Origin of the sequence: Sulfitobacter albidus, from assembly GCF_018200035.1 — a bacterium.
Taxonomy (GTDB): domain Bacteria; phylum Pseudomonadota; class Alphaproteobacteria; order Rhodobacterales; family Rhodobacteraceae; genus Sulfitobacter; species Sulfitobacter albidus.
In genome coordinates, this window is the sequence record NZ_CP073581.1 from 1,243,795 (window position 1) to 1,269,956 (window position 26,162).

Here is a 26,162-nt window from a genome sequence, read left to right on the forward strand (position 1 = left end):
CGTCGCCTAAACCTTTGGCTTTGCGTCCCATTTTGATTGCAGCGTGGTGAGCGCCTTGACGCGATCCTCGGTGCGCGGATGGCTCATCAGCCACGCGGGCGGGCGCCCGCCGCCGGCGTTCGTCAGCGCGTCAAGTTTCTCAAACAGCGAGATTTGCGGCGCGATGCCGATGCCCGCCTTGGTCAGCAGGGCGGCGGCGTAGGCATCGGCCTCGTATTCATCGGCGCGCGACAGTTTCGCCGCCAGCATCGAGGTCAGCATATTCGCGATCCAGACGCCCACACCGGGGATGAAGCGGCTGAGGATCATGCCAAGGGCCGCGCGCATGGCGTTTTGCCCCGAAAAATCGATCATCCGGCGGCGTGAATGGCCAAGGGCCACATGGCCCAGCTCGTGGGCGATCACGCTTGCCAGCTCTTCCGCCGAAACCTCGCCCGCGCGGAATTTGTTGTAGAAGCCGCGCGTGATGAAGATCCGCCCATCGGGGGCGGCGAGGCCATTCACCGGCTCGATCTCGTAGATATGGACCTTGATGCGCGGCAGATCGAGTGCCTTGGCCATCTGCTTGCTCATCGCGACAAGGCGCGGATCGGCCAGCTCGGTCGATTTCTCGTCCAGCTCACGCCCCGTGCGCCAGACCGAAAACCGGTACATGACAAAGCCGTAGAGCACGGCGAGCAGGATGGGCAAAACCTTGAACATACATTCAATATGGCGCCTGCGCGGGGGGCGCAAGGGGCGGTTGTCGCAGGCTCACGGCGCGTTGACGCGACTGTGACGGCGCGGCGCTGGTCGGGGCGGCTGCGCTGCGCTACGTCTTTGGCCAGTCACAGAAGGAAGAGTTCATGCGTATTCCCGTCACCGCCGCCCTGTTGAGCCTCATCGCCGCTGCCGCCACGGCCGGGCCGGTCAGTTTTTCAAACGGCTGGCAGGAGCAGCGATTGTCGCTGTTCAACTCCAACGATTACAGCTTTGGATCAAGCCTTGGGCTGGTGTCCGAAGGATCGGTGTCGATCGCGTGGACGCGTGTGGGGCAGGGTGATTGGGGCACTTCCGGGGCCTCGTGGAACTGGCAGGTCGACCAATCCGTGCCCGCGACCAATCTGGCGAAAAAGGGCGGGGATGATCGCAACATCTCGCTTTATTTCGTGTTCGTGCCAGAAAGCGTGGCGCCCAGCCTTGAGGGCGCGAATATCCGCAGCCTGCTGGGCAACAAGGACGTGCGCATCATGCAATACGCCTGGGGCGGCAATGCTGCGCGCGGCACGGTGATCCCGTCGCCCTACGGGCCCTCCGGGCAGGGCGTGACCATCGCGCTGCGCCCTGCGGGGACCGGCGCGCACAGCGAAAGCGTGGATCTGGCGGCAGACTACCGGCGGGCGTTTGGCGGCGAAAAGGGCGCGTTGATCGGACTGGCTGTGTCGGGCGACAGCGACGACACGAAAAGCGTCATCCGCGCTTCGATCGGCAATCTGACGTTGAAATAAGCGTTTCGGGGCGGTCGAGATACCGCCCCGCCGCGACTAACGGGTGAGCGTTTTCATCCCGCGCGACAGCCCGTCGAGGGTCATCGGCACCATCGCGTCGGCGCCAAAGATTTCCTGCACCATCGCGATGGATTGGGTGTAGGGCCAGTATTTCTCGGGGATGGGATTGATCCAGAGGTTGGACTGCCACTGGTCGCGCGCGCGGGCGAGCCACGTCGATCCGGCCTCGGGGTTCCAATGCTCGTTCGCGCCGCCGGGATAGGCGATCTCGTAAGGCGACATCGACGCATCACCCACAAAGATGCAGCGGTAGTCCGGCCCGTATGTGCGCAGGATTTCGTGCGTGGGCGTCTGCGCGTCCCAGCGTCGGCGATTGTCGCGCCAAACCCCTTCGTAGAGGCAATTGTGGAAGTAAAAATGCTCCATATGCTTGAATTCCGAGCGGGCGGCGGAAAAAAGCTCCTCGACTACCTTCACATGCGGATCCATTGAGCCACCAACGTCGAGAAACAGCAGCACCTTCACGGCATTGCGCCGCTCGGGGCGGGTTTTGACGTCCAGATACCCTTGCTCGGCGGTGGAGCGGATGGTGCCGTTCAGGTCCAGCTCCTCCTGCGCGCCGTCGCGCGCCCAGCGGCGCAGGCGTTTGAGCGCGACCTTGATGTTGCGCGTGCCCAGCTCGACCGTGTCGTCGAGGTTGCGGAATTCGCGCTTGTCCCAGACCTTGACCGCTTTCTGGTGGCGGGATTCCTTTTGACCGATGCGCACGCCCTCGGGGTTGTAGCCGTAGGCGCCAAAGGGCGAGGTGCCCGCCGTGCCGATCCATTTGTTGCCGCCCTGGTGGCGCTTTTCCTGCTCCTTGAGCCGCTCTTTGAGCGTCTCCATCAGCTTATCAAAGCCGCCCATGGCGTCGATCTCGGCCTTTTCCTCGGGGCTCAGGTGCTTTTCGGCCATCTTCTCAAGCCAGTCGCGCGGAATCTCGACCGCTTCAAGAACGTCGTCCAAGGTAATGTTTTCAAGGCCGGAAAAGGCGGCGGCAAAGGCCCGGTCGAACTTGTCGATGTTGCGCTCGTCCTTCACCATCGAGATGCGCGCGAGGTAGTAGAACGCATCGACGTCGTAGGTCGCCAGACCCGCCGACATCCCGTCGAGAAACGCCAGAAATTCGCGCATCGACACGGGGACCTTATGGGCGCGCAGCTGCTCGAAGAACGGCAGAAACATCAGCGCGCCATCCGGTCGATAAAGATCGTGGCAAAGAGGCCGAGGATCAGGAAGGCAATCATGTAGCCCGCCACGTATTGCGCGATGTCCTTGCGGTTGCCGCCACGTTTACGCGCGGTCATCCCGCCGATGATGGCCCCCAGTAGCGCCATGCCGATTACGATCATCCTGCCCGTTCCTTTGCGTTGGCGGGCTATCCTTTCAGCGGGTTGAGTGCCGCGATCTCGCGCAGCTTGGCCCGCACAGCCCAGTCGTCGCCGAAGCCGTAGCGCGCCCATCCCAGACTGTCCAGACGCACGGCCTGTGCCTCGGCGGGGCGGTTTTCAAGATCCAGCGCCTCTGCACGTAGCAGCAGCAGGGTGGAAAGCAATGCGGCGTTCTCATTACGGGTGGCGGTGTCGATATGCGGGCCGGTCAGCGCCAGCGCCCGCGCGCCGTTGCCTTGCGAAATCGCGTGGGCGGCCAGCTGCGTGGCGACGTAAGCGCGGTGCAGATGGGTGCCGGGGGTGGCCTGATAATACTGGTTGGCGCGGCTGTAGTGTTGCTGGGCCAGCGCCGGATCGTCCCGCTGCACCACGCGGGCCATGGCGTAGTGGGCAAAAGCGCGGCGCTGGTCGGTCCAGCCCATGGATTTTGCGATGCTCAGGGCGTTCTGCGCACCCGCGCGCCGCTCTGTGCGCGATGAGGCAGGGCCAAGGGCGGATTCGATGGCGCGCTTCCACGCGCCGGGCGTGCGGGTTGCAAAGCGTGAGGCGGCGTAATTGCCCTGCGGATTGATGCGGGTGAGGATACCGGGCAGCGCGCTTGCCACTTGACCACGGGTCATGCCGTTGCGCAGCTCGGGTGCGTAGTAGGTGCGCAGCATCAGCATGTCGAAACCGGTCAGAACAGTGTGCACATTGTCGTCGTTGAACACCGAATCCGGCAAGCGGTAGAGATCGTTGAGGGGCCCAAGCGATTGTGCCAGCTCTTCGTGCAGGCAATCGCGCACTTCCTGCGGGCTCACGTCGTTGGGCAGGAAGATCGCCAGACGCTCGCGCTTGCGCAGACTGCTCCAGCTGCTTTTGTTCTTTTTACGGGCCTTGCGGTATTCATCGAGCGTGCTGACGTTGGGGGCGACGAAACACGCCGCCTGCGGCAGCACCTTGCGGATTTCACGCTGGGGCACCGCGTTGATGGTGATGTTGGCGGGGCCACTGGCGCGTTGACGGATGTCGATGCGCGCCTCGTTGCGCAGACGGCTCACCAGCCGGGTCAGATCCGGTTGCAGGGTTGGCGGAGCGGCGCCCACCACGGCCACGGTGATCGGCCCTTCGAAACGGGTGAACACCGGCAGCTCCCGCCCGGATTCCAGCCGGAACGACAGTTCGATAAAATCGAGCGCCAGATCATTGTTGGCCCGCACGGGGCCCGGGGGCACCTGCGTCGCAAAAAGCCGGACCGGCGGCAGGCCGCTGTCTGCGACATTCATCTGCCGCGAGACATGCCCTTCGGTCGACGGCGTACATGCGTTCAGTGCCATCGAAAGCACAAGCGCCAGACGCGCCCTCACACTGCACCGCCGGCGGGTGACAGTGTGGATGTCGGAAAGCGAACGAAAAAAACGCATGTTTCATGCGCGAAGATACTGGTCATGGTCTGCCTGCCTGCCCTTTTGAGCCTTGTCTGGAGATCTTTTCGCCTCTCAACCCGACTTGGGTAGGGAGCAATTAAGGCAAAAAAGAGGCAAATTGGGCGGAGTGCGACAACCATATGGCGAAACCACACAAATGCCACACTCCGTTGACGGCACAACGCAAAACGGGCGCCGAAGCGCCCGCAGCCATAAGGTATTCGGTAAAGGTCAGCGCCCGCCGCGCGCCATGAAAGCGAGACGTTCGAACAGATGCACGTCCTGTTCGTTCTTCAAAAGCGCGCCGTGCAGTTTCGGCAGGGCCGAAGCGCCGTCGGATTTCAGATCGGCGGCGTCCATATCCTCGGCCAGAAGTAGTTTCAGCCAGTCGATGACCTCGGAGGTCGAAGGCTTTTTCTTCAGCCCCTGCTGATCGCGGATTTCGTAGAATTGGGTAAGGGCGGTCGTCAGCAGATCCTGCTTGATGCCGGGGTGGTGCACCTCGACGATCTTTTTCAGCGTCTCCATCTCGGGGAATTGGATATAGTGAAAGAAACAGCGGCGCAGGAAGGCGTCGGGCAGTTCCTTTTCGTTGTTGGAGGTGATGATGACGATGGGCCGGACCTTTGCCTTGACCATCTCGCCGGTCTCGTAGACGTAGAACTCCATCTTATCGAGCTCTTGCAGCAGGTCGTTGGGGAATTCGATGTCGGCCTTGTCGATCTCGTCAATCAGCAGAACGACCTTCTTCTCGGCCTCGAACGCCTCCCACAGCTTGCCCTTGCGGATGTAGTTCTTGACGTCATGCACGCGCTCTTCGCCCAGCTGGCTGTCACGCAGGCGCGACACGGCGTCGTATTCGTAAAGGCCCTGCTGGGCGCGGGTGGTGGATTTGATGTTCCATTCGATCATCGGCAGATCCATCGCCGCCGAGACCTGTCGCGCAAGCTCTGTTTTGCCGGTGCCGGGCTCGCCTTTAACGAGCAAGGGCCGCTCCAGTTGCACCGCGGCATTCACCGCGATTTTGAGGTCGTCGGTTGCGACATAATCGTCGGTGCCCTGGAATTTCATGCGATATCAGTTCCTTGAGTTGCGCCGCCCGCGCGGCTTGCACACAGCATAGCGCAGGATTGTGTAGTGACAACGGGGCAGCCCTGCTATAGACGCTGCGTCAGGGAAATGTTGCCAGGGAGTGCAGCAAAGTGACAGCCATGACAGCCGTTGAGGGGACAAAACACATGAAACAAGAGGCGTTCTTGCCAGACGACTACAGGCCCGCAGAAGACGAGCCGTTCATGAATGACCGTCAGGTCGAATACTTCCGCCGCAAGCTATTGGATTGGAAAGCCGAACTGCTGGCGGGCAGCCGCGATACCATCGAAACCCTGCAGGACGGCACCCGCAACATCCCCGACGTGACCGACCGCGCGTCCGAGGAAACCGATCGCGCGCTTGAGCTGCGCACCCGTGACCGCGCCCGCAAGCTGGTGGGCAAGATCGACGCCGCCCTGCGCCGCATCGACGAGGGTGAATTCGGCTACTGCTCGGTGACCGGCGATCCGATCTCGCTCAAACGTCTCGACGCGCGGCCCATCGCGACCATGAGCCTTGAGGCGCAGGAGCGTCACGAGCGCCGCGAGCGCGTGCACCGCGACGATTGATCCCAACGCCGGATCGTGAGAGTTCAGCGCCGTGGCCCCGTGAGGGCCGCGGCGTTTTTCGTTCGGAGGGATCATGCGCAATGCACTCGTGATCGGCGCCGGTGTCGGCGGGCTGGCCTGCGCGCTGGCGCTCGCGCGGCGCGGCGTGGCGGTGACGGTGCTGGAGCGCGCGCAGGCGCTGCGCGAGGTCGGCGCGGGGATCCAGATCAGCCCCAACGGGCTGGTCGTGCTGCGCGCGCTGGGGCTTGAGCGTGCCTTGCGCGCGCGCCGCGCGGTCGAGGGGCAGGCGGTGATCCTGCGCGATCATGCGCGCGGCGATGAGGTCGCGCGGCTGGATCTGGGGCTGTTGCCGTCAGGGCAAAGCTATCTCTTTGCCCATCGCGCCGATCTGATCGAGGTACTGGCCCGCGCCGTGCGCGAGGCGGGGGTGACCCTGCGGCTGGGTGTGGAGGTGACGGACGTGGTGCCGGGCGATCTGCCCTCGGTCCTCTGCGCCGATGAGACGTCGCTGCGCGCTGAACTGGTGGTGGGCGCTGACGGCATCCATTCGCGCACGCGCCGGGTGCTCAACGGCGAGGATGCGGCGGAATTTACCGGGCAGGTGGCGTGGCGCGCCACGGTGCGCGGCGTCGATCACCCGGCGGCGGCGGTCGTCAGCATGGGGCCGGGGCGTCATCTGGTCAGCTACCCGATCCGGGGCGGCGATCTGGTGAACCTTGTGGCGGTTGAGGAACGCGACGCCTGGGCCGCCGAGGGCTGGGCGCTGCCCGATGATCCGGCAAACCTGCGCGCGGGTTTTGCGGCGTTCGGGGGCCCGGCGCGCGCGCTGATCGACGCGGTCGAGGCGCCGACGCTCTGGGGCCTGCACCGCCATCCGGTCGCCCCCGTCTGGCAGCGCGGCGGTGTGGCTTTGCTGGGCGATGCGGCGCATCCGACGCTGCCCTTTCTGGCGCAAGGCGCCAATCAGGCGCTGGAGGATGCCTGGGTGCTGGCCGCCTGCGCCGGTGATCTGCCCCGCTTTGAGGCGTTGCGCGCCGCGCGGGTGCCGCGCGTCATCCGCGCGGCGGAGCGTAACGCCTGGCGCTACCACCTGCACCCCGGCCCGTTGCGCACGGTGGCGCATACGGCGTTGCGCCTGGGCAGTCGCGTAGCACCCGGGCGGATGCTGCGCGGGTTCGACTGGCTCTATGCCCACGACGTGACGCGCGAGGTGTGAAGGGCCCTCAGCCCGCGCGCTGCACCATGCCGAACAGATCGCGCGGATCGTCCGGGTCGGCGAGCATGTCGAGCGGGGTGAAATAGTCGGTCCCCCTGATGGCGTCGCGCACATAGCACAGTGCCGAGAAATCCTCGATCGCGAAGCCCACACTGTCGAAAAGCGTGATCTGGCGCTCCGATGTGCGCCCCTTGGCGGCGCCGGTCACGACCTCCCAAAGCTCGGTCACCTTGTGATCGGGGTCCAGCTGCTGGATCTCGCCCTCGATCCGCGTCTGTTCGGGGTATTCCACAAAGATATCGGCGCGGTGCAGGATCGCGGGGGCAAGCTCGGTTTTGCCGGGGCAATCGCCGCCGATGGCGTTCAGATGCACGCCCGCGCCGACCATGTTGTCGGTGAGGATGGTCGCGTATTGCTTGTCGGCGGTGCAGGTGGTGATGATCTGCGCGCCCTCGATCGCCTCTTCGGCGGTCTTGCAGGGCACCACGCGCAGGCCCGATCCGGCGAGGTTGCGCGCGGCCTTCTCGGTCGCCGCCGGGTCGATATCATACAGGCGCACCTCCTCGATGCCCACGACTTCCTGCATGGCGAGCGACTGGAATTCGGACTGCGCGCCGTTGCCGATCATTGCCATCACCTTTGAGCCCGCGGGCGCCAGCACCCGGGCCGCGAAGGCCGAGGTCGCCGCGGTGCGCAGAGCCGTCAGGATCGTCATCTCGGAGAAGAGCACCGGATAGCCCGTCGCCACATCCGACAGCAGGCCAAAGGCGGTCACGGTCTGCAAACCGCCCTTGGTGTTGCCGGGGTGGCCGTTCACGTATTTGAAGCCGTAGACATCGCCATCGGAGGTCGGCATCAGCTCGATCACGCCGACGTCGGAATGGGACGCCACGCGCGGCGTCTTGTCGAAATCGGGCCAGCGGTGGAAATCCGCCTCGATCCGGTCGGCAATGCCGCGCAGCATGGGCTTCAGCCCAACGTGGTGAATGAGCTGCATCATGTGATCGACGCTGACAAAGGGCACAAAGGCTTTTTCGGAGGGTTGGGTCATCTCGGGGCCTTTCAGTAGGATTGTGTCGGACGGTCGAAGACGTTGCGCCCCAGCGCCGAGGCGGCAAGATCCACCATCAGCTGGGCGGTGCGTCCGCGTTCGTCGAGGAAGGGGTTGAGCTCAACCAGATCGAGCGCGGTCATGGCGCCGCTGTCGTGCAGCATCTCCATCACCAGATGCGCCTCGCGCACGGTGGCGCCGCCGGGCACGGTAGTGCCCACGGCAGGCGCATAGGCGGGATCCAGGAAATCCACGTCGAGCGAGACATGCAGATGCCCGCCCGCTGCCGCGACCCGATCGAGGAAAGCCGCCATGGGCCGCGCGATGCCGCTTTCGTCGATCTGGCGCATGTCGATGCGGGTGATGTCGGTCTCCTGCAGGGCCGCGCGTTCCGCCGGATCGACAGAGCGCAGGCCGATCATCGCGATCTGCGCGCCGGGCAGGGGCGCGGGCAGGGTGGGCCAGCCGTCAAACCCCGCGCGCCCGGTCAGATAGCCCGTGGGCGTGCCGTGCAGATTGCCGCTGTCGGTGCTGTCGAGGGTGTGAAAATCGCTGTGCGCGTCGAGCCACAGCAGAAACAGCGGCTTGCCCGCCGCCGCCGCGTGGCGCATCGAGCCCAGCACCGTGCCTGCCGCCAGCGCGTGATCGCCGCCCAGCGTGATGGGCAGCGCGTCGCGCAACGCCGCTTCGGTACTGTCGGCGAGCGCTTCGGTCCAGGCGATGGTTTCCGCCAGCCGGTGCAGCTTGGGGTGGGGCGCGTCGGTGAAGGGGCGGGGGCCACGTTGCCCGCATCCCGGACCCGGTGGCCCAGATCCTCCAACGCCTCCTGCAACCCGGCGGTGCGGTAGGCGTCGGGCCCCATCAGGCAGCCGCGGCGGCGTTTGCCGCAATCAACGGGTGCGCCCTGAAGCAGAATGTTTTTGGTCATTGTCGGTTCCTCTGCGTGATTGCCCCCAGGGATATGCGCAAAACTGGGTGGACAGAAGCGTACAAAGTGACCGATACGGATACTTACTGACCGAAATGGAGCGTCGATATGGACGAAACGGATGAACGGCTGATCGCGGCGCTGCGCCACGACGCGCGCGCCTCGCTGTCGGATCTTGCGGCGGCGCTGGGGCTGGCGCGCACCACGGTGCGGGCCCGGCTGGCGCGGCTGCGCGCGGGCGGGGAGATCGTGGGATTTACCGTCGTCACCCGCGCGGATGTGGCGCGCGATCCGGTGCGCGGCCTGATGATGATCGGGATCGAGGGGCGCGGCGCCGCGCGCATCAAGCGCCAGCTGAGCGCCATGGCCGAGTTGCGCGCGGTGCACGCCACGAACGGGCGCTGGGATCTGATCGTCGAGATCGGGACCGATACGCTGGCCGCCTTTGATCTGGTGCTGGACCGTATCCGGCGGCTCGACGGGGTGGTCAGCAGCGAAACCAGCCTGCTGCTGAGCACGCAAAAGGCGGGCTTAGGGGCGGCGGGCGGCGAGGATCCAAAGGGTGGCCAGCGCCAGCGATAACAGCGCGTTCCAGCCCGCCATGCTGATGCCCGCCAGCTGCCACGCGATTTCATCACAGCGCACCAGCGGCGCGGTCAGGATCTGGTTTAGCAATTCATCCGGGCTGAGCCCCCCGATGGCCCCGAAGAACAGGTCGAGGGGCCTTCCCACCAGCCTTGCTCGACCCCCACGTGATAGGCGCCGATCCCGGCGGTGGTAAGCGCGGCGGCGGCCCCGGCCCAGGCCAGCGCGCGCAGGCCGGTGAACCAGATCAGCACGCCGATGGCGATGGCGGCGGCATGGGGCCAGCGCTGCCACAGGCACATCTTGCACGGCGCCAGCCCGCCCAGATGCTGAAAGCCGTAAGCGCCCAGCAGAACCGCGAGCGATCCGAGCGCCGCGAGGGCACAGAGATGCCGCGCGCTCATAGGAACTTGATCGCGTAAAAGCCGCCGATCAGCAGGGCGACGGCGAGGGTGAACATCAGCGGCAGGCGACGTTCGATGAAATCGCGTACCGGGGCGCCGAATTTCCACAAAAGGCCCGCCACAAGGAAAAACCGCAGCCCGCGCGCGAGGATCGAGGTGGCGATGAAAACGCCCATCGGCATCGCCGTCCAGCCTGACATGATCGTGATAACCTTATAGGGAAAAGGTGTAACCCCCGCCGTGAGGATCGCCCAGAAGCCCATATTGTTGAACCGTTCGGCGAATTCGGCCATGGCGTCACCCTTGCCCAGGGCGGTCAGGATCGGCTCGCCCAGGGTTTCGAACGCAAGCGCGCCTATGGCGTATCCCAACAGCCCGCCCAAGACCGAGGCCAGCAGCGCCACGCCCGCGATGACAAAGGCGCGGCTGGGGCGGGCAAGGATCATCGGGATCATAATGACGTCCGGCGGGATCGGAAAGACCGAGCTTTCGATGAAGGCGACAATGGCCAGCACCCACATCGCATGGCGATGCTCTGCCAGGTGGATCGTCCAGTCGTAGAGGCGTTGGATCATCTTATCGCTCCGCTGTCGCTGTGTGGTCTGACCACGCAGCGCGGCGTGCGTCAAGGGCGGGGTTTTCCGCTTGCCCCGGTAAAGCGGATTGCGCTATTGCGGGCGCAGAGGCCCAAGTGGCGGAATGGTAGACGCAGGGGATTCAAAATCCCCCGCCGCGAGGCGTGCCGGTTCGAGTCCGGCCTTGGGTACCACGGCCTTTGCGGGATGCGCGCGCGGTGCGGGCCCCGCCAAAAACCTCATGATCCCCGAACAGTATAGGCGGTGTGGCGGCCTGATTGATGTATTTGCGTGTGCTCTGATGCTCATGTCCTACGGCGTCAGACGGGTGGTTGACGGGTGCCGACAAGGGATCATTGATTCGACAACGATTGTGGCAGGCGGTGTCGATCCGCGTGGCCAAATCCGCCCGATGGGAGGCATTGGTGCTGTTTCGCGAACACTGCCATGATTTAGACGCACGGGGGTCTTGGCGGGGTGGGGCCACCGTGGAGCGGTGTCATTGTTCACATGGTGGAAACAGTCAGCCGCGTTTTCGGGGCGCCCGCGGCTGCCCTGATCTGCGCAAACCCCATGCTGAGCGGGGTCAAACTGGAATTTCCTTGATTTCTCTTTTGGAAACAATGGCGCGCCGCGGGGCGTGTCCGGGGCGCCTGCGTTAACCATGCTTGTCCTGAGTGCCCCATTCATGGACATTTTTCAAACTTTTTTCCCTTTGTCGCCCGACGGCGCTTCGCTATCTATGGTGCATGCCCAACTGGGGGCGAAGAGTCTGGTCTCGGGGGCGGCCGCACATGTGCCATGTCGAAAGACGTGGAGGACGTGCAGGTGCCGCTAGTTTGCGACCGCTGCATGATGTGCCGTGACGCTATCGCGTCGCGGGCAGAAGTTCGTCGCACGGATGTGTGGCGTGCGGGCTGCCGTGCCTTCCTCCCTCTTTTGCCGCTGACAGATGCGCGTGCCGTGTCGGGACCGGGTCCTTGCCACTTCACGGGGTGAAACGAAACGACGGAGACGATGATGAAAACGTCCATGACTGCACGACCAAGGCCAACGGCGCCCCACCGGGCGATCGCGTTCCCGTCCTTTTGCACCCACACACAGATGACAGATGCCCGCGCGCCCCGCGCCGCCGCTCAGGAGACTTCGACATGATCAGAACCATCGATTTCAACGCCCTTACGCAGGGCGAAACCGTGACCAACCAATTCGAAGCCGAAGGTGTGGTGATCTCTGCCGTGGCCAATGGCACGGGCCGCAATCAGGCGCTGATCTTTGACAGCGCCAACCCGACGGCGGCAGATCCCGATCTGGGTACCACAACACAGGAAAACATCCTGATCATCTCGGAGGATGGATCGACGGACGTTCCGAACGACAATGCGTCGGGCGGCACGTTCGTATTTGACTTCACCGGCCTCTCGACCGTGAAATCGCTCTCCTTCATCGATCTGGAAGAGCCCGCACGGCTGTTTTTCTACGACGCGCAGGGCAACGTCATCAGCGAGCAGTTCGTGCCCGCGGACGGTGGCGACAATCAGGTCAGCGTCGTGCAGCTGTTCGTCGAGGGTGTCGACCGTTTCGAAGTCGTGCTGAGCGGCTCCGGCGCCGTCGATGATCTGATCTTTGACGACATGCAGCCCGAAGAGCCGCCTGTCGCCGAAGGTGACGGCATCGTGTCGGGCGACGACACCGGCAACACCATTGATCTGGCCTACGTTGGCGATCCCGAAGGGGACCGGATCGACGCGGGCGACGCGCTGATTGCGGGCGAGGCGCCCGATGATGATATCGTCGACGCGCGCGGCGGGGATGACAACATCTCTTCGTTCGAGGGCGACGACGACGTATACGCCGGTGCCGGTGACGATACCGTTGCGGGTGGGAACGGCAACGATCTGATCTTTGGGGACCGCACGCTTGCCGATGGCGCGGATGCGGGCGAGGCCACGCGCGAAAGCTTTAACTGGAGCGAGCTGGGCGCCGCCGATGGCGCAGCCGTGTCGTCGTTCACGCAGGATACCGGTACGACCAACGTCACCTTCACCAACGTCGGCTCGACCCCGAAAACCAGCGTCACCTACAGCACCGACGCGCAGAACACCGACAACATCGACGGGGCGGGCGAAGCCGTCAGCGCGACGAGCTCGCTGGAAAGCGAAACCCGCGCCGAAGGGCAGGGCAGCACATTCGAGCTGGCTTTTGACGCCCCCGTGAGCAACGTCGATTTCAACATCAACGACATCGATGGCGACAGCAATGTGCGCATCACCGCTTTCGATGCCGAGGGCAACCCCGTCGTGGTCACCCTCAACGGCGGCTCCGGCCTTACGCTCAGCGATACCGACGCCGTGCCTGGCGCCGATACCGCCAACAGCGATGGCAATTACGCCGACGATACCAATCCCGTCTACAGCCTGAATGTGGATATCGCGGGCCCCGTTTCGCGCATCGTGATCGAGCACACGCAGGACGGACCAAACGGCACCAACGTCAACATCTCCGACGTGTTCTTTACCGCCGGTGGCGGTGTGATGGTGCCCGGTGGCAATGACGTGCTGATGGGCGAAGCCGGCGACGACACGATCTTTGGCGAAGGCGGTGATGACGTCATCACCGGTGGTGTGGGCGCGGACAGCCTGTCGGGCGGCGACGACGCCGACCTCTTCATCGGCGGCAACGCCGGCGATGTGGTCGACGGTGGCACCGGCGGCGACGACAACGACACGCTGGATCTGAGCGACAGCGGCCCGCTGCGTCTGGTCGAGGAAACCGTGGACGCGGATGGCGATTCCACCTCCGGCACGATCGAGTTCCTCAACGGGGACGGCACCAGCGGCGGTTTCATGACCTTTGCCGAAATCGAAACGCTGATCCTGCCGCCCGCCGGCAATCAGCCGCCCCTTGCCGTGGACGATACGCTGACCATCGACGAAGACACCACCGGCAGCCTCAACGTGCTGGCCAACGACAGCGATCCGGATCTTGATCCGCTGACCGTCACGGCAGCCTCCAGCCCCAATGGCGAAGTCACGTTCACGCCCGATGGCACCGTGACCTTCACGCCCGCGCCCGATTTCAACGGGCCTGCCGTGATCAACTACACCATCAGCGATGGCAATGGCGGCTTTGACGATGCGGTTGTCAATGTGACCGTGAACCCGGTCAATGATGCGCCGATCGCCGTGGACGACAATGAGGACGCGGTCGAAGATGAGGCAATCATCATCGACGTGCTCGGCAACGACAGCGATCCCGACGGCGACGCGATCCGCGTGACAGAGGCGACATCGCCCAACGGCGACGTGGTGATCAACGGTGACGGCACGCTGAGCTTTACCCCGGCGCCGAATTTCACCGGCGACACGGTCATTGACTACACAATCACGGACGATAATGGCGGCTTTGACACCGCGCAGGTCAACCTGTTCGTCGATCCGCGTCAGGATCCCCCCGTGGCCGAGGACGATACCGCGACGACGGACGAGGATACGACCGTCGTAATCCCCGTGCTGGCCAATGACAGCGATCCCGATGGCGATGCGATCCGCGTGACAGAGGCGACATCGCCCAACGGTGACGTGGTGATCAACGGCGACGGCACGCTGAGCTTTACCCCGGCGCCTGACTTCTCCGGCGACGCGGTGATCAACTACACGATCACCGACGACAATGGCGGTTTTGACGACGCGGTCGTGACCGTGACCGTCGGTGCGGTGAACGATCCGCCCGTGGCGACCGATGACACGGCGACGACGGATGAGGATACGACCGTCGTGATCCCGGTGCTGGCCAATGATACGGACCCGGATGCAGATCCGCTGACGGTGACGGAAGCGACGTCGGACTTTGGCGATGTGGTCATCAACGACGATGGCACGCTGAGCTTCACGCCCAACCCGGATTTCTTCGGCGAGGCGGTGATCAACTACACCATCACCGACGGCAATGGCGGCTTTGACGACGCGGTCGTGACCGTGACGGTCAACGACGTGGACGACGCCCTGGCGCCCGTCGCCAACGACGACAGCGACACGACGCCCGAGGACACCCCGGTCACCATCGACGTGCTGGGCAACGACACCGATCCGAACGGCGATCCGCTGACCGTGACCGAGGCCACCAGCCCCAACGGCGACGTGGTGATCAACGACGACGGCACGCTGACCTTCACCCCCGCGCCCGATTTCAACGGCCCGGCGGAGATCGCCTATACCATCACCGACGGCAACGGCGGCTTTGACGACGCGGTCGTGACCGTGGATGTGACGCCGGTGCAGGATCCCCCCGTTGCGGTGGACGATTCTGCCAGCACCGACGAGGATACCGCCGTCACGATCCCCGTGCTGGCCAACGACAGCGATCCCGATGGCGATCCGCTGGAGGTGACCGAGGCGACCTCGCCAGACGGCGATGTGGTGATCAACGATGACGGCACGCTGACCTTTACGCCCGCACCGGACTTCACCGGCGACGCGGTGATCGACTACACGATCACCGATGGCAACGGTGGCTTTGACACCGCGCAGGTGACTGTGTCGGTGGGCGAGGTGTCCGACGCGCCCGTGGCCGTGGATGACACCGCCGAGACGGATGAGGACACGCCCGTCACGATCCCCGTGCTGGCCAACGACAGCGATCCCGACGGCGATCCGCTGACCGTGACCGAGGCGACAAGCCCCGACGGCACCGTCACCATCAACGACGATGGCACGCTCGAGTTCACGCCCAACCCCGATTTCAACGGGCCGACCACGATCAGCTACACCATCACCGACGGCAACGGCGGTGAGGACACGGCAACCGTCGATGTCACGGTGAACCCGGTCAACGATCCGCCGGTGGCCGAGGACGACGTGGCCGAGACCGACGAAGGCACGCCCGTGATCATTCCGGTGCTGGCCAACGACAGCGATCCCGAGGGCGATCCGCTTGAGGTGATCGCGGCGTCGAGCCCCGATGGCGAGGTGGTCATCAACGACGATGGCACGCTGACCTTTACGCCGGACGATGATTTCACCGGCGAGGCGACCATCAACTACACGATCACCGACGGCAACGGCGGCACCGATCCGGCCATCGTCACGGTCACCGTGAACGACGTGAACGATCCGCCCGTGGCGACCGATGACACGGCGACGACGGATGAGGATACGACCGTCGTGATCCCGGTGCTGGCCAATGATACGGACCCGGATGCGGATCCGCTGACGGTGACGGAAGCGACGTCGGACTTTGGCGATGTGGTCATCAACGACGATGGCACGCTGAGCTTCACGCCCAACCCGGATTTCTTCGGCGAGGCGGTGATCAACTACACCATCACCGACGGCAATGGCGGATTTGACGACGCGGTCGTGACCGTGACGGTCAACGACGTGGACGACGCCCTGGCGCCCGTCGCCAACGACGACAGCGACACGACGCCCGAGGACACCCCTGTCACCATCGACGTGCTGGGCAACGACACGGATCCCAATGGCGATCCGCTGACCGTGACCGAGGCCACCAGCCCCAACGGCGACGTGGTAATCAACGACGACGGCACGCTGACCTTCACGCCCGCGCCCGACTTCAACGGCCCGGCGGAGATCGCCTATACCATCACCGACGGCAATGGCGGCTTTGACGACGCGGTCGTGACCGTGGATGTGACGCCGGTGCAGGATGCGCCGGTGGCCGAGGATGATTGCGTCTCGACCGATCTTGATACGGCGGTGACCATTCCGGTGCTGGCGAACGACAGTGATCCGGACGGTGATCCGCTGACCGTGACGGCGGCGACGTCGCCCGATGGCGATGTGGTCATCAACGACGATGGCACGATCACCTTCACCCCGACGCCCGGATTTACCGGTGATGCTGAGATCGCCTATACCATCGACGATGGTCAGGGCGGCACCGATGATGCGGTGGCGAAAGTCTCCGTCGGGGAGGTTTCCGGTGCGCCGGTGGCCGAGGACGATACGGCGGAAACGGATGAAGATACGCCCGTTACCATCGACGTACTGGCCAATGACAGCGACCCGGACGGCGATCCGCTGACGGTTGTGGTGGCGACATCGCCCAACGGCGACGTGGTTATCAACGACGACGGTACGCTGACCTTCACGCCCGATCCAGATTTCAACGGTGAGGCGATCATCACCTACGACATCATCGACGGCAACGGCGGTCGCGACGTGGGCGAAGTGGTTGTGACGGTCAACCCCGTCAACGATGGCCCTGCGGCCGAGGACGACGTGGCGGACACCAACCTCAACACGCCCGTGATCATTCCGGTGCTGGCCAACGATAGCGATCCCGAAGGCGATCCGCTGACAGTGATCGCGGCATCGAGCCCGAACGGTGACGTGGTCATCAACGACGACGGCACCGTGACCTTCACGCCCGATCCCGACTTCTTTGGTGATGCGACCATCAACTACACCATCGGGGACGGTAACGGCGGCACCGATCCGGCCATCGTGACGGTGACCGTGCGGGACGGTATCGTGACGGGCACCGACGACGGAGAGCTCATTGACGAGAACTTCGACGGCGATCCCGAAGGCGATGTGGTTGACGGTGGCGACGGCTTCCTGCCCGGCGAGGGCCCGGAGGATGACATCATCGAGGCCGGTGGCGGCGATGACACCATCAACGCAGGTCTTGGCGACGACGATGTGTCGGGCGGCGACGGAAACGATCTGATCGACGGCGGCCCGGGCGACGACAGCCTGGCGGGCGACGACGGCGATGACACCATCGGCGGCGGCACCGGCGAAGACACGCTTGAAGGCGGCGCGGGCGACGACAACCTCAACGGTGGCGACGACAACGACAGCCTCGACGGCGGCGACGGTGGCGATGTGCTCAATGGCGACGCGGGCGACGATACGCTCGACGGCGGCGCGGGCGACGACACGCTTGTCGGCGGAGAGGGTGACGATAGCCTTGTCGGTGGTCCGGGTGAGGATACGCTCGATGGCGGTGTCGGCGACGACACGCTCGAAGGCGGCGATGACGACGATCTGCTGATCGGCAACGAAGGCAACGACAGCCTCGATGGCGGTGCGGGCGACGACACGCTCGAAGGCGGCCCCGGCGACGATACCGCAACGGGCGGTGCAGGCGACGATGTGGTCAACGGCGGCGAGGGCGACGACAGCCTCGACGGCGGTGACGGCAACGACACCGTCAACGGCGGACCCGGCGACGACACCGTCAACGGCAACGCGGGTGAGGACAGCCTGATCGGCGGCGACGGCAACGACAGCCTGGACGGTGGCGATGACGCCGATACGCTCGAAGGCGGTCTGGACGACGATACGCTTGACGGCGGTGACGGCGATGACCTGCTCAACGGTGAGGAGGGCGACGATAGCCTGATCGGCGGCGAGGGCAACGATAGTCTCGACGGTGGTGACGGGGCGGATACGCTCGACGGCGGACCCGGCGACGACGCGGTGCTTGGCGGCGACGGTAACGACAGCCTCGATGGCGGGGACGGCAACGACACCGTCAACGGCAACGTGGGCGACGATACGGTCAACGGCGGCATCGGCGACGACAGCCTGCTGGGCGAAGAGGGCGACGACCTTCTGGACGGTGGCGACGGCGCTGACACAATCGAAGGCGGTGACGGCTCTGACACCGTGATCGGTGGCGCGGGCGACGATGTCATCGACACCGACAACGGCGATGTGCTGCCCGATCTTGGTGTGCCGGGTGTGTTCGATCCCGATCCGGATCCGGAGAATGATCGCGACAGCGTCGATGGCGGGGACGGCAACGACACCATCCGCACCGGCGACGATCGTGACACCATCAACGGCGGCACCGGCGAGGATGTCATCAACGCAGGCATCGACGACGATATCGTCGACGGCGGGGATGACGACGACCGCATCGTTGGTGGCGAGGGTAATGACAGCATCCTTGGCGGCGAAGGGGACGATCTGATCTTTGCCGGTAACGACCCCGACGAGATCCCCGACGGGCTCGACATTCCCGACGATGGTTCGGGTGTCGGTGGCATCCCGGATCCACGTCCCGACAACGGGCGCGATACCGTGGACGGCGGCGCCGGAAACGACACCATCTTTGGGGCCGACGACGACGATCTGCTGATCGGCGGCGAGGGCGATGACCTGCTCGACGGTGAAATCGACGATGACACGCTTCTGGGCGGCGTCGGCGACGACACCCTGATCGGCGGACAGGGCGACGACAGCCTTGAGGGCGGACGGGGCAACGACAGCCTCGAAGGCTCCGAAGGCAACGACACCCTGCGTGGCAACCGTGAGGACGACAGTCTGCACGGCGGCGACGGCGACGATATGCTCGACGGGGGCGGCGAAAACGACAGCCTCTCCGGCGATGCGGGCGACGATACGCTGCAGGGCGGCACCGGTGACGACACGCTTGACGGTGGGATCGGTGACGACAGCCTCGATGGCGGTGCCGGTGACGATACCGTCGAAGGCGGTGACGGCGATGACACGATTACGGGCAACACCGGTGCAGACAGCCTGCACGGTGGCGCCGGTAACGACGACATCGATGGCGGCGCGGACGATGATCTGCTGAGCGGTGATGCGGGCGACGACACCATTGCGGGCGGTCTGGGCGATGATACGCTCAACGGCGGTGAGGGTGACGATGTCCTGACGGGCGGCTCCGGCGACGACATCTTCGACGGTGGTGACGGCAACGACACGATGACGGGGGGCGCGGATCGCGACAACTTTGTCAACGTGAATGCCGGCGATATCGTGGACGGCTCTGAAACGGGGGATGATTTCGACTGTCTCGACCTGACGGGCTCCGCCCCGAAGGTGGCAGCCTGAACATCCTGCCCGATCCGGCGGATCCCGATAACCCGGAGAACGGTATCGTTCAGTACTTCAACGCCGACGGCACTGACGCGGGTCAGCTGATCTTCTCGAACATCGAAAAGGTCATCCCCTGCTTCACCCCCGGCACGCTGATCGCCACCCCAACGGGCGAGCGTCGTGTCGAGGAGCTGGAGGTCGGTGACCGGGTCATCACCCGCGACAACGGCATGCAGGTGATCCGCTGGGTCGGCAAGCGTGACATGCCGGGCGAAGAACTGGCAGCAAAGGAACACCTGCGCCCCGTTCTGATCCAGCAAGGCGCGCTCGGCAACGGTCTGCCAGAGCGGGACATGATGGTCTCTCCCCAGCACCGGGTGCTGGTGGCCAACGACAAGACGGCCCTCTACTTTGAGGAGCGTGAAGTCCTGGTCGCCGCAAAACACCTGACTGACATGGAAGGGATCGACGTGGTGGAGGTGTCGCAGACGACCTACATCCACATCATGTTCGACCGCCACGAGGTGGTTCTGTCCGACGGCACCTGGACCGAGAGCTTCCAGCCCGGCGACATGTCGCTGGCCGGTGTGGGCGACGCGTCCCGCGAGGAGATCCTAGAGCTCTTCCCGGAACTGGCCACGCAGGAAGGGATCGATGCCTACGCCTCCGCGCGCAAGTCGCTGAAAAAGCATGAGGCAAAGCTCATCACCAAGTAATCCAATGGCCCCGGTTCGCGCCGGGGCCGTTGCACGACATATGCAGCACGGCCCGGGATCACTGCCCGGGCACCCTTAAGGGGGCGGCGGGCCACGGGCGCGTCGCCCCTTTTTCAATTGTGGCGCGATTGTCCACCACCGCGCGTCAATTCCTTGCAGACCCCGCGCATGTTTCCAATACACTGTAAAATATGGTTAAAATGCAGCGTTCATTAGGCGAAACGCTGCCGACGCGGTATCACTGTCCCGGGGATGTGACGAGTCGATGCGCCGATTTTGGCGCCGATCAAGGGGATTGGGACATGGCTGATATTACTGGAACGCCCGGCGCGGATTCACTGCCCGGTACGGACGAGGACGACCGCATCACCGGTCTGGACGGCAATGACACGCTGAGCGGTGGGGCGGGCAACGATCTGCTCGACGGTGGGCCGGGGGCGGATCTGTATTTTGGCGGTGCGGGCAACGACACTCTGATCGGCAGCGCCGAGACGGATGATTTCTTTGGCGGGGACGGCGACGACGTGCTGATCGGCAACGGCGGTGGCGATCTGTTCAACGGCGGCGCGGGTGCCGACACCATGACCGGGGGCGACGGGCGCGACATCTTCTACAACGTCACGGCGGGCGATGTGATTGACGGCGGCGAAGGCGGCGAGGATTTCGACCGTATCAACGCCGAAAGCGCGATCCCTTCCGGCGGCAGCCTGCGCGTCGATCGTGACCCCGACAACATCGAGAACGGAACGATCCGCCTGTTTGATGCCGATGGCAACGCCGCAGGGCAGATTGATTTCAAGAACATCGAAAAGGTCGTGCCGTGTTTCACGCCCGGTACCATGATCGCCACACCGCGCGGGCAGGTCGCGGTCGAGAACTTGCAGGTCGGGGACCGGGTCATCACCCGTGACAACGGGTTGCAGGCGATCCGCTGGATTGGTCGGCGCGATCTGAGCGCGCGCGATTTTCTTGACGCGCCGCACCTGGCGCCCGTCCGTATCGGCAAGGGCGCGCTTGGCAATGATCTGCCCGAACGTGCGCTGATGGTCTCGCCCAATCACCGGATGCTGGTGGCCAATGACAAGACCGCGCTTTACTTTGAGGAGCGCGAGGTGCTCGTGGCCGCAAAACACCTGACCGGCGTGCCGGGGATCGACATCGTGGAGGCGGTCGATACGGCCTATATCCACCTGATGTTCGACCAGCACGAGGTTATCCTGTCGGACGGCTGCTGGAGCGAGAGCTTCCAGCCCGGTCTGCAATCGCTCGCCGGGGTGGGGAACGCGCAGCGGCTTGAATTACTGGAGCTTTTCCCCGAACTCGCCACCCATGAGGGTGTGGCCCGCTACGCCCCCGCGCGCACGGTGGCCAAGGCGCATGAGGCGGCGCTGGTGCTCAGGTAGCGCGCCAGGCGGCCCAGGCTTCGGGCGTGTCGAGATCGGTGCGCGCGCGGGTGCCGGGCAAAGGGATCATCCGGGTGACGTGGGCGTGGGCCTGCACCACCGCGCGCCCGCCGGTGTCGCCCGTCAGCGCGCGCAGGGCGGGCCAGAGATCGCGGTGAAAGGCAATCGGATGCCCCGGTGCGCCGTTCTCTGTGCAGGCCCGCCAGATGCGCGTGGCGCTGTCATCGACCGCCGCCAGCACCCGCGCAAAATCCGCCATCTCAAGGTCGGGCATATCGGCGAGCGCGACAAGTGCCGCGCGCGCGTCGGGCAGGGCGACCACCCCCGCACTCAGCGAGGCATTCATGCCGAGGCTCGGGTCCGCCACGCGCACGATCTTGACGTCCAGCCCATCCAGCGCCGCATCGCGCGGGTGTGGCGCGGGGGGCAGGGTGACGATCACCGTCCCGCGCGTCGCCGCACAGAGCCGGGCTGCCTGACGGCGCAGCAGCGGCACGCCGTTCACCTCCTCCAGCAGCTTGTCGGCCCCGCGCATCCGGGTGGAGCCGCCGGCGGCCAGCAAAATCGCGGGCAGATCGCTCATCCGCGCATCCGCGCGCCGTCCGCGTCAAACAGCGGTGTCGTGACCAGCCGCGCGGGCCGCATCTGGCCGAGGATTTCGATCTCGACCGCGAGGCCCTCTGCGGCCAGCGCTGTGGGCACAAACCCCTGTGCCACCGACACGCCCGCATGGTGCGAAAACCCGCCCGAGGTGCAGAACCCCACGACCGTGCCACCGTGCCAGATCGGCTCATATCCCTGCACATCCGCATCCTCCGCCTCGACGACAAAGGCGCAGAGCTTGCGGGCGGGGCCGGTGGCGCGCTCGGCCTCCGCTGCCGCGCGGCCGATGAAATCAGTGTTCTTTTTCCACGCGATGAACCGGTCCAGCCCGGTCTCGGCCGCCGTGTAATCCGGCCCGAATTCCAACAACCACCCGCCAAAGAACTTGTCCAGTCGCAGCGCCATCATCGCGCGCATCCCGAAAGGCGTGATCCCGTGTGGCTGCCCCGCCTCCCACAGCGCGCGCCACAGACTGCGCTGGGACATCGCATCGCAATATATCTCAAAACCGAGATCGCCAGTGTAGCTGACGCGCTGCACGGTGCAAGCCACTTGCCCCACGGTGAGGGGGCGCACGTCAAGGAACGCCATGTCGGACGCATCCTCCAACGTGCAGGCCGCCAGCACATCGCGCGCGCGCGGCCCCGCGATCTGGAACCCGGTGAGCCTGTCGGAGATATTCTCGACCCGCACGCCCTCTGGCGCGTGCTGATCGAACCAGCGCATGTGAAACGCCTGCGCGCCGTAAGAGGCGGTCAACTGGAACACCTCCTCGCCCAGACAAGAGATCGTAAAATCCCCGATCAGCCGCCCTTGGGCGAAAGCATCGGCGTCAGCGACAGACGCCCGACCTTGGGCACGCGCCCCGCCATGATCCGATCAAGCCAGCCGCGCGCGCCCGATCCCGTCACGCGGTACTTGCCAAAATTCTGCACCTCGTTGATGCCCACGCCGCCGCGCACCGCCGCCACTTCGCGCGCGGTGGCGTCAAACGCGTCGGATCGGCGGAACGACGGCGTCTCGTAGGTCGGCTCATCCCCTTGGGCAAAGTAGTTGGGCACTTCCAGCCCGTATTGATGCCCCCAGACCGCGCCCATCTCGCTGAATATATCGTACATCGGCGTCGTATTGTGGGGTCGCGCGGCGGGCAGTTCTTCGTTCGGGTAGCTGACGGAGAACCGTTTTTGGTAGTTTTCGATCACCTTGGGCAGCGTATAGCCGGGCGAGATCCACTTGCCGAAGCGCGCCACGTCCATGGCAAAGACATCGCGCTCCGGCTCCCCCTCGATCATCCATTGCGCCAGCGTCAGCCCGACGCCACCGCCCTGCGAAAATCCCGCCATGACGCCACAGGCCGACCAATAGTTGCGCAAGCCCGGCACGGAACCGACCAGCGGATTGCCGTCGGGGGCAAAGGTGAACGGCCCGTGGATCACGTTCTTCACGCCCGCGCGCTCCAGATCGGGGAAGCGTTTGTAGGCAAAGCTGATGCTGTCCTCGATCTTGTCGAAATCATCGTCGAGCAGGTCCTGCCCGAAACTCCACGGCGTGCCGCCCACGGCCCAGGGGCGGCAGGTCTGCTCGTAAAACCCGATGCACAATCCGCGCCCTTCCTGCCGCAGATAGCTTTCCCCGGCGGGGTCCATCACATGCGGATGCTCATGGCCGTCGGCCATCATCTGCTCGATCAGCGGCACGGGTTCGGTCACCAGATACTGATGCTCCATCGGGTGGAGCGGCAGGTAGACGCCGGCCATCGCGCCGACCTCACGCGCCCACAACCCGCCCGCGTTGACCACATGCTCCGCGTGCACGGTGCCGCGGTCGGTGACCACGTCCCAGGTGCCGTCCGCACGCTGGGTCGTCGCGGTGACCATCGTATGCGTGTGGATCTGCGCGCCCCCCATGCGCGCGGCCTTTGCGTAGGCGTGCGTGGTGCCCGAAGGATCCAGATGCCCGTCGAGCGGATCGTAGAGCGCGCCGAGAATCCCGTCGAGGTTTGTGACAGGCGCGATGCGCGCGATCTCTTCGGGGCCGACGATCTCGGTCTCAAGGCCCATAAACCGGTGCTTGGCCCGCTCTGCCAGCAGCATGTCGAACCGTTCGGGCGTGTCGGCAAGCGTCACACCGCCCACGTGGTGCAACCCGCAGGACATGCCCGTGATCTCCTCCAACTCCTTGTAGAGCTTGATCGTATAGCCCTGAAGCGCGGCCATGTTCGTATCGCCGTTAAGCGTGTGAAACCCGCCCGCCGCGTGCCACGTGCTGCCCGATGTCAGCTCGGACCGTTCCAGCAGCATCACGTCCGACCAGCCCAGTTTCGTGAGGTGATAGAGCACAGAGGCGCCGACGACGCCGCCGCCGATGACGCAGACGCGGGTGGTGTTTTGCATGGGGGCGGTCCTTTCGATAGGGGGCTGCTGTGCGCCTAGGGTTGGGCGAGCGTGCCGCCGGTGGCAAGGGCGTTTGCGACAGGTTTCGTCGTATTTGCACGCCGCGCTTGGAGTGTCGCGGCCGCGCGCTACCTGCCGTGCATGACCCTGACCGATCTGCACCCCGCCACGCTCTTGCGCCTCGCGCGCCAATTCGCCCGCAAGCTTTGGGTGCGGGTCGTCGTGATGGGGCTGATGTCGCTGGTCGCCCTCGGTGTCACCCGCGTGATCGAGCGTTTCGTGCCCGATGAGCTGGCGCAAACCCTCGACGGGGCCGCCGCCGACCGTCTGTTGCAGTTGATCGCCGACGCGATGCTTGCGGTCACGATCTTCTCGATCACCGTCATGGTCTCGGTGCACCGCGCCACCAGCACGCAATGGACGCCCCGCGTGCACCGGCTGATCATCGAGGACCGCACCACGCAGAACGTGCTTGCCGTGTTCATTGGCGCCTATGTCTATGCCCTCGTCGGGATCATCCTGCGCGAAACGGGCGTCTATGAGGACGACCGCGCATTCGTGCTGTTCTGCATGACGGTGGCGGTGCTGGCGGTGATCGTACTCTACCTCATTCGATGGGTGCTGCATCTGCAAAGCTTTGGCAGCCTCACCGACACCACCCGCGATGTGGAGCAGACGGCACGCCGATCCTTTCGCGAGCGGCTGGAAAATCCCTGCCTTGGCGCGCAACCGCTGACCGGGGAGATCCCCGAAGGCGCGCGCATCGTCGAGGCACGTGAAAGCGGTTATATCCAGTACATCCACCCGAGGCGCTGAATGCCACCGCGCAGGAGCACGACCTGACCGTGTACCTCAGCCGCAACATCGGCAGCTTTGTCTTTCTGGGCGCCCCGCTGCTGGCCGTGGACGGGGGCGACGACGCTACCGACTGGGATGCCGTCGCCGACGATCTGCGCGCCAGCGTCGTGCAGGGCGATGTGCGCACGTTTGAACAGGATCCGCGTTTCGGCCTGATCGTCATGGGGGAGATCGGGTCAAAGGCGCTGTCGCCCGGCGTCAACGATCCTGGCACCGCCATCGACGTGATTACCCGTGTGGGCCGCATCCTGTCGAATTACAGCGATGAGACGGAGAACACCCCCGAAGAGCCGTTGGACCATCTTTATGTCCGCCCCCTCGATCCCGCCGATCTGCTGGCTGATGGATTTGGCGCGCTGGCGCGCGACGGCGCAGGCACGGTCGAGGTGCAGCAACGCCTGCAACAGACCCTCGCGGGGCTGATGCGCCATCCCGACGACGGTTTGGCCAAGGCCGCCCGCGACCGTGCCGTGCTGGAACTGCGCCGGGCGCTGGCGGCGCTCGATTTCGCGCCGGACCGTGAGCGGTTGTTGGCGGCGGCGGATGACGAGGTGCGCGCGCGGGCCGAGGAAAACTCCCAAGGCACATAGGCGCAAAGCGACACGTCCTGTCGCAAAGGGGATAAACCCC

General features: G+C 65.0%; 15 protein-coding genes, 1 tRNA gene and 4 pseudogenes. 9 read left to right on the plus strand and 11 right to left on the minus strand.

Going from position 1 to position 26,162, the window contains the following annotated elements; translation table 11 throughout:
- Positions 1–6: 6 nt before the first annotated feature.
- On the minus strand, positions 7–702 hold the full coding sequence (locus KDD17_RS05875; protein WP_212705710.1) for a M48 family metalloprotease: 696 nt from the start codon (positions 700–702) through the stop codon (positions 7–9).
- A 143-nt stretch (positions 703–845) separates the two neighbouring features.
- On the opposite strand from KDD17_RS05875, the gene KDD17_RS05880 reads away from it, so the two are divergent.
- Positions 846–1,487 carry a DUF3047 domain-containing protein gene (locus KDD17_RS05880; protein ID WP_212705711.1) on the plus strand — a complete coding sequence of 214 codons (642 nt, stop codon included), beginning with the start codon at positions 846–848 and terminating at the stop codon, positions 1,485–1,487.
- A 36-nt stretch (positions 1,488–1,523) separates the two neighbouring features.
- On the opposite strand, the gene KDD17_RS05885 is transcribed toward KDD17_RS05880, so the two are convergent.
- The 4 genes from KDD17_RS05885 to KDD17_RS05900 form a co-directional block, all read right to left on the minus strand.
- The gene (locus KDD17_RS05885) at positions 1,524–2,711 is read right to left on the minus strand and encodes a vWA domain-containing protein (protein WP_212705712.1); all 1,188 of its coding nucleotides are present in this window, start codon (positions 2,709–2,711) and stop codon (positions 1,524–1,526) included.
- On the minus strand, positions 2,711–2,878 hold the full coding sequence (locus tag KDD17_RS05890; RefSeq protein ID WP_212705713.1) for an apolipoprotein acyltransferase: 168 nt from the start codon (positions 2,876–2,878) through the stop codon (positions 2,711–2,713). Before KDD17_RS05890 ends, KDD17_RS05885 begins: the two co-directional genes overlap by 1 nt.
- A gap of 26 nt (positions 2,879–2,904) precedes the next feature.
- A complete protein-coding gene (locus tag KDD17_RS05895; RefSeq protein ID WP_254796901.1) occupies positions 2,905–4,233 on the minus strand; it encodes a DUF2927 domain-containing protein in 1,329 nt (442 codons plus the stop codon).
- 321 nt (positions 4,234–4,554) lie between these two features.
- Positions 4,555–5,394, minus strand: a complete 840-nt coding sequence (locus KDD17_RS05900; protein WP_212705715.1) for an AAA family ATPase — start codon at positions 5,392–5,394, stop codon at positions 4,555–4,557.
- 167 nt (positions 5,395–5,561) lie between these two features.
- On the opposite strand from KDD17_RS05900, the gene dksA reads away from it, so the two are divergent.
- Together dksA and KDD17_RS05910 are read left to right on the plus strand one after the other, a co-directional pair.
- Complete coding sequence (dksA, locus tag KDD17_RS05905; RefSeq protein ID WP_212706161.1) at positions 5,562–5,984, plus strand: RNA polymerase-binding protein DksA; 423 nt, start codon at positions 5,562–5,564, stop codon at positions 5,982–5,984.
- A gap of 73 nt (positions 5,985–6,057) precedes the next feature.
- Positions 6,058–7,200 carry an FAD-dependent monooxygenase gene (locus KDD17_RS05910; protein WP_212705716.1) on the plus strand — a complete coding sequence of 381 codons (1,143 nt, stop codon included), beginning with the start codon at positions 6,058–6,060 and terminating at the stop codon, positions 7,198–7,200.
- A 7-nt stretch (positions 7,201–7,207) separates the two neighbouring features.
- On the opposite strand, the gene ocd is transcribed toward KDD17_RS05910, so the two are convergent.
- Entirely contained in the window at positions 7,208–8,251 is a 1,044-nt protein-coding gene (ocd, locus tag KDD17_RS05915; RefSeq protein ID WP_212705717.1) for an ornithine cyclodeaminase, read from the minus strand.
- An 11-nt stretch (positions 8,252–8,262) separates the two neighbouring features.
- Positions 8,263–9,179: pseudogene (gene rocF, locus KDD17_RS05920) on the minus strand (arginase).
- A 108-nt stretch (positions 9,180–9,287) separates the two neighbouring features.
- Between rocF and KDD17_RS05925 the strand changes: the two are divergent.
- Positions 9,288–9,761, plus strand: coding sequence for an Lrp/AsnC family transcriptional regulator (locus tag KDD17_RS05925; RefSeq protein ID WP_212705718.1), 474 nt, complete (start codon positions 9,288–9,290; stop codon positions 9,759–9,761).
- Here the strand turns inward: KDD17_RS05925 and KDD17_RS05930 are convergent.
- Together KDD17_RS05930 and KDD17_RS05935 are read right to left on the minus strand one after the other, a co-directional pair.
- A pseudogene (locus KDD17_RS05930) lies at positions 9,711–10,168 on the minus strand (disulfide bond formation protein B). The gene KDD17_RS05925 and the pseudogene KDD17_RS05930 sit on opposite strands and share 51 nt — an antisense overlap.
- A complete protein-coding gene (locus tag KDD17_RS05935; protein ID WP_212705719.1) occupies positions 10,165–10,743 on the minus strand; it encodes a YqaA family protein in 579 nt (192 codons plus the stop codon). The pseudogene KDD17_RS05930 and the gene KDD17_RS05935 overlap by 4 nt, the downstream one beginning before the upstream one ends.
- Positions 10,744–10,853: 110 nt before the next feature.
- Here KDD17_RS05935 and KDD17_RS05940 point away from each other — a divergent pair.
- From KDD17_RS05940 to KDD17_RS05955, 4 genes are all read left to right on the plus strand, one after another.
- Positions 10,854–10,937 (plus strand) — tRNA-Leu (locus KDD17_RS05940).
- A 957-nt stretch (positions 10,938–11,894) separates the two neighbouring features.
- On the plus strand, positions 11,895–19,574 hold the full coding sequence (locus KDD17_RS05945; protein ID WP_212705720.1) for an Ig-like domain-containing protein: 7,680 nt from the start codon (positions 11,895–11,897) through the stop codon (positions 19,572–19,574).
- A gap of 176 nt (positions 19,575–19,750) precedes the next feature.
- On the plus strand, positions 19,751–20,275 hold the full coding sequence (locus tag KDD17_RS05950; RefSeq protein WP_254796945.1) for a Hint domain-containing protein: 525 nt from the start codon (positions 19,751–19,753) through the stop codon (positions 20,273–20,275).
- Between the two features lie 302 nt (positions 20,276–20,577).
- Positions 20,578–21,678: a Hint domain-containing protein gene (locus KDD17_RS05955; RefSeq protein WP_212705721.1), complete on the plus strand. Its 1,101-nt coding sequence runs from the start codon at positions 20,578–20,580 to the stop codon at positions 21,676–21,678.
- Here KDD17_RS05955 and KDD17_RS05960 read toward each other — a convergent pair.
- A complete protein-coding gene (locus KDD17_RS05960; protein ID WP_212705722.1) occupies positions 21,671–22,261 on the minus strand; it encodes a nucleotidyltransferase family protein in 591 nt (196 codons plus the stop codon). The genes KDD17_RS05955 and KDD17_RS05960 overlap by 8 nt on opposite strands.
- A pseudogene (locus KDD17_RS05965) lies at positions 22,258–24,674 on the minus strand (GcvT family protein). The gene KDD17_RS05960 and the pseudogene KDD17_RS05965 overlap by 4 nt, the downstream one beginning before the upstream one ends.
- A gap of 234 nt (positions 24,675–24,908) precedes the next feature.
- On the opposite strand from KDD17_RS05965, the pseudogene KDD17_RS05970 reads away from it, so the two are divergent.
- Positions 24,909–26,122 (plus strand): annotated as a pseudogene (locus KDD17_RS05970) (DUF2254 domain-containing protein).
- Positions 26,123–26,162 lie beyond the last annotated feature (40 nt).

What these genes read in the sequence shown, in the direction of transcription:
- KDD17_RS05875 (WP_212705710.1), bottom strand. Translation starts at nt 702, where the DNA reads ATGTTCAAGGTTTTGCCCATCCTGCTCGCCGTGCTCTACGGCTTTGTC.
- KDD17_RS05880 (WP_212705711.1), top strand. Translation starts at nt 846, where the DNA reads ATGCGTATTCCCGTCACCGCCGCCCTGTTGAGCCTCATCGCCGCTGCC.
- KDD17_RS05885 (WP_212705712.1), bottom strand. Translation starts at nt 2,711, where the DNA reads ATGTTTCTGCCGTTCTTCGAGCAGCTGCGCGCCCATAAGGTCCCCGTG.
- KDD17_RS05890 (WP_212705713.1), bottom strand. Translation starts at nt 2,878, where the DNA reads ATGATCGTAATCGGCATGGCGCTACTGGGGGCCATCATCGGCGGGATG.
- KDD17_RS05895 (WP_254796901.1), bottom strand. Translation starts at nt 4,233, where the DNA reads ATGGCACTGAACGCATGTACGCCGTCGACCGAAGGGCATGTCTCGCGG.
- KDD17_RS05900 (WP_212705715.1), bottom strand. Translation starts at nt 5,394, where the DNA reads ATGAAATTCCAGGGCACCGACGATTATGTCGCAACCGACGACCTCAAA.
- dksA (WP_212706161.1), top strand. Translation starts at nt 5,562, where the DNA reads ATGAAACAAGAGGCGTTCTTGCCAGACGACTACAGGCCCGCAGAAGAC.
- KDD17_RS05910 (WP_212705716.1), top strand. Translation starts at nt 6,058, where the DNA reads ATGCGCAATGCACTCGTGATCGGCGCCGGTGTCGGCGGGCTGGCCTGC.
- ocd (WP_212705717.1), bottom strand. Translation starts at nt 8,251, where the DNA reads ATGACCCAACCCTCCGAAAAAGCCTTTGTGCCCTTTGTCAGCGTCGAT.
- KDD17_RS05925 (WP_212705718.1), top strand. Translation starts at nt 9,288, where the DNA reads ATGGACGAAACGGATGAACGGCTGATCGCGGCGCTGCGCCACGACGCG.
- KDD17_RS05935 (WP_212705719.1), bottom strand. Translation starts at nt 10,743, where the DNA reads ATGATCCAACGCCTCTACGACTGGACGATCCACCTGGCAGAGCATCGC.
- KDD17_RS05945 (WP_212705720.1), top strand. Translation starts at nt 11,895, where the DNA reads ATGATCAGAACCATCGATTTCAACGCCCTTACGCAGGGCGAAACCGTG.
- KDD17_RS05955 (WP_212705721.1), top strand. Translation starts at nt 20,578, where the DNA reads ATGGCTGATATTACTGGAACGCCCGGCGCGGATTCACTGCCCGGTACG.
- KDD17_RS05960 (WP_212705722.1), bottom strand. Translation starts at nt 22,261, where the DNA reads ATGAGCGATCTGCCCGCGATTTTGCTGGCCGCCGGCGGCTCCACCCGG.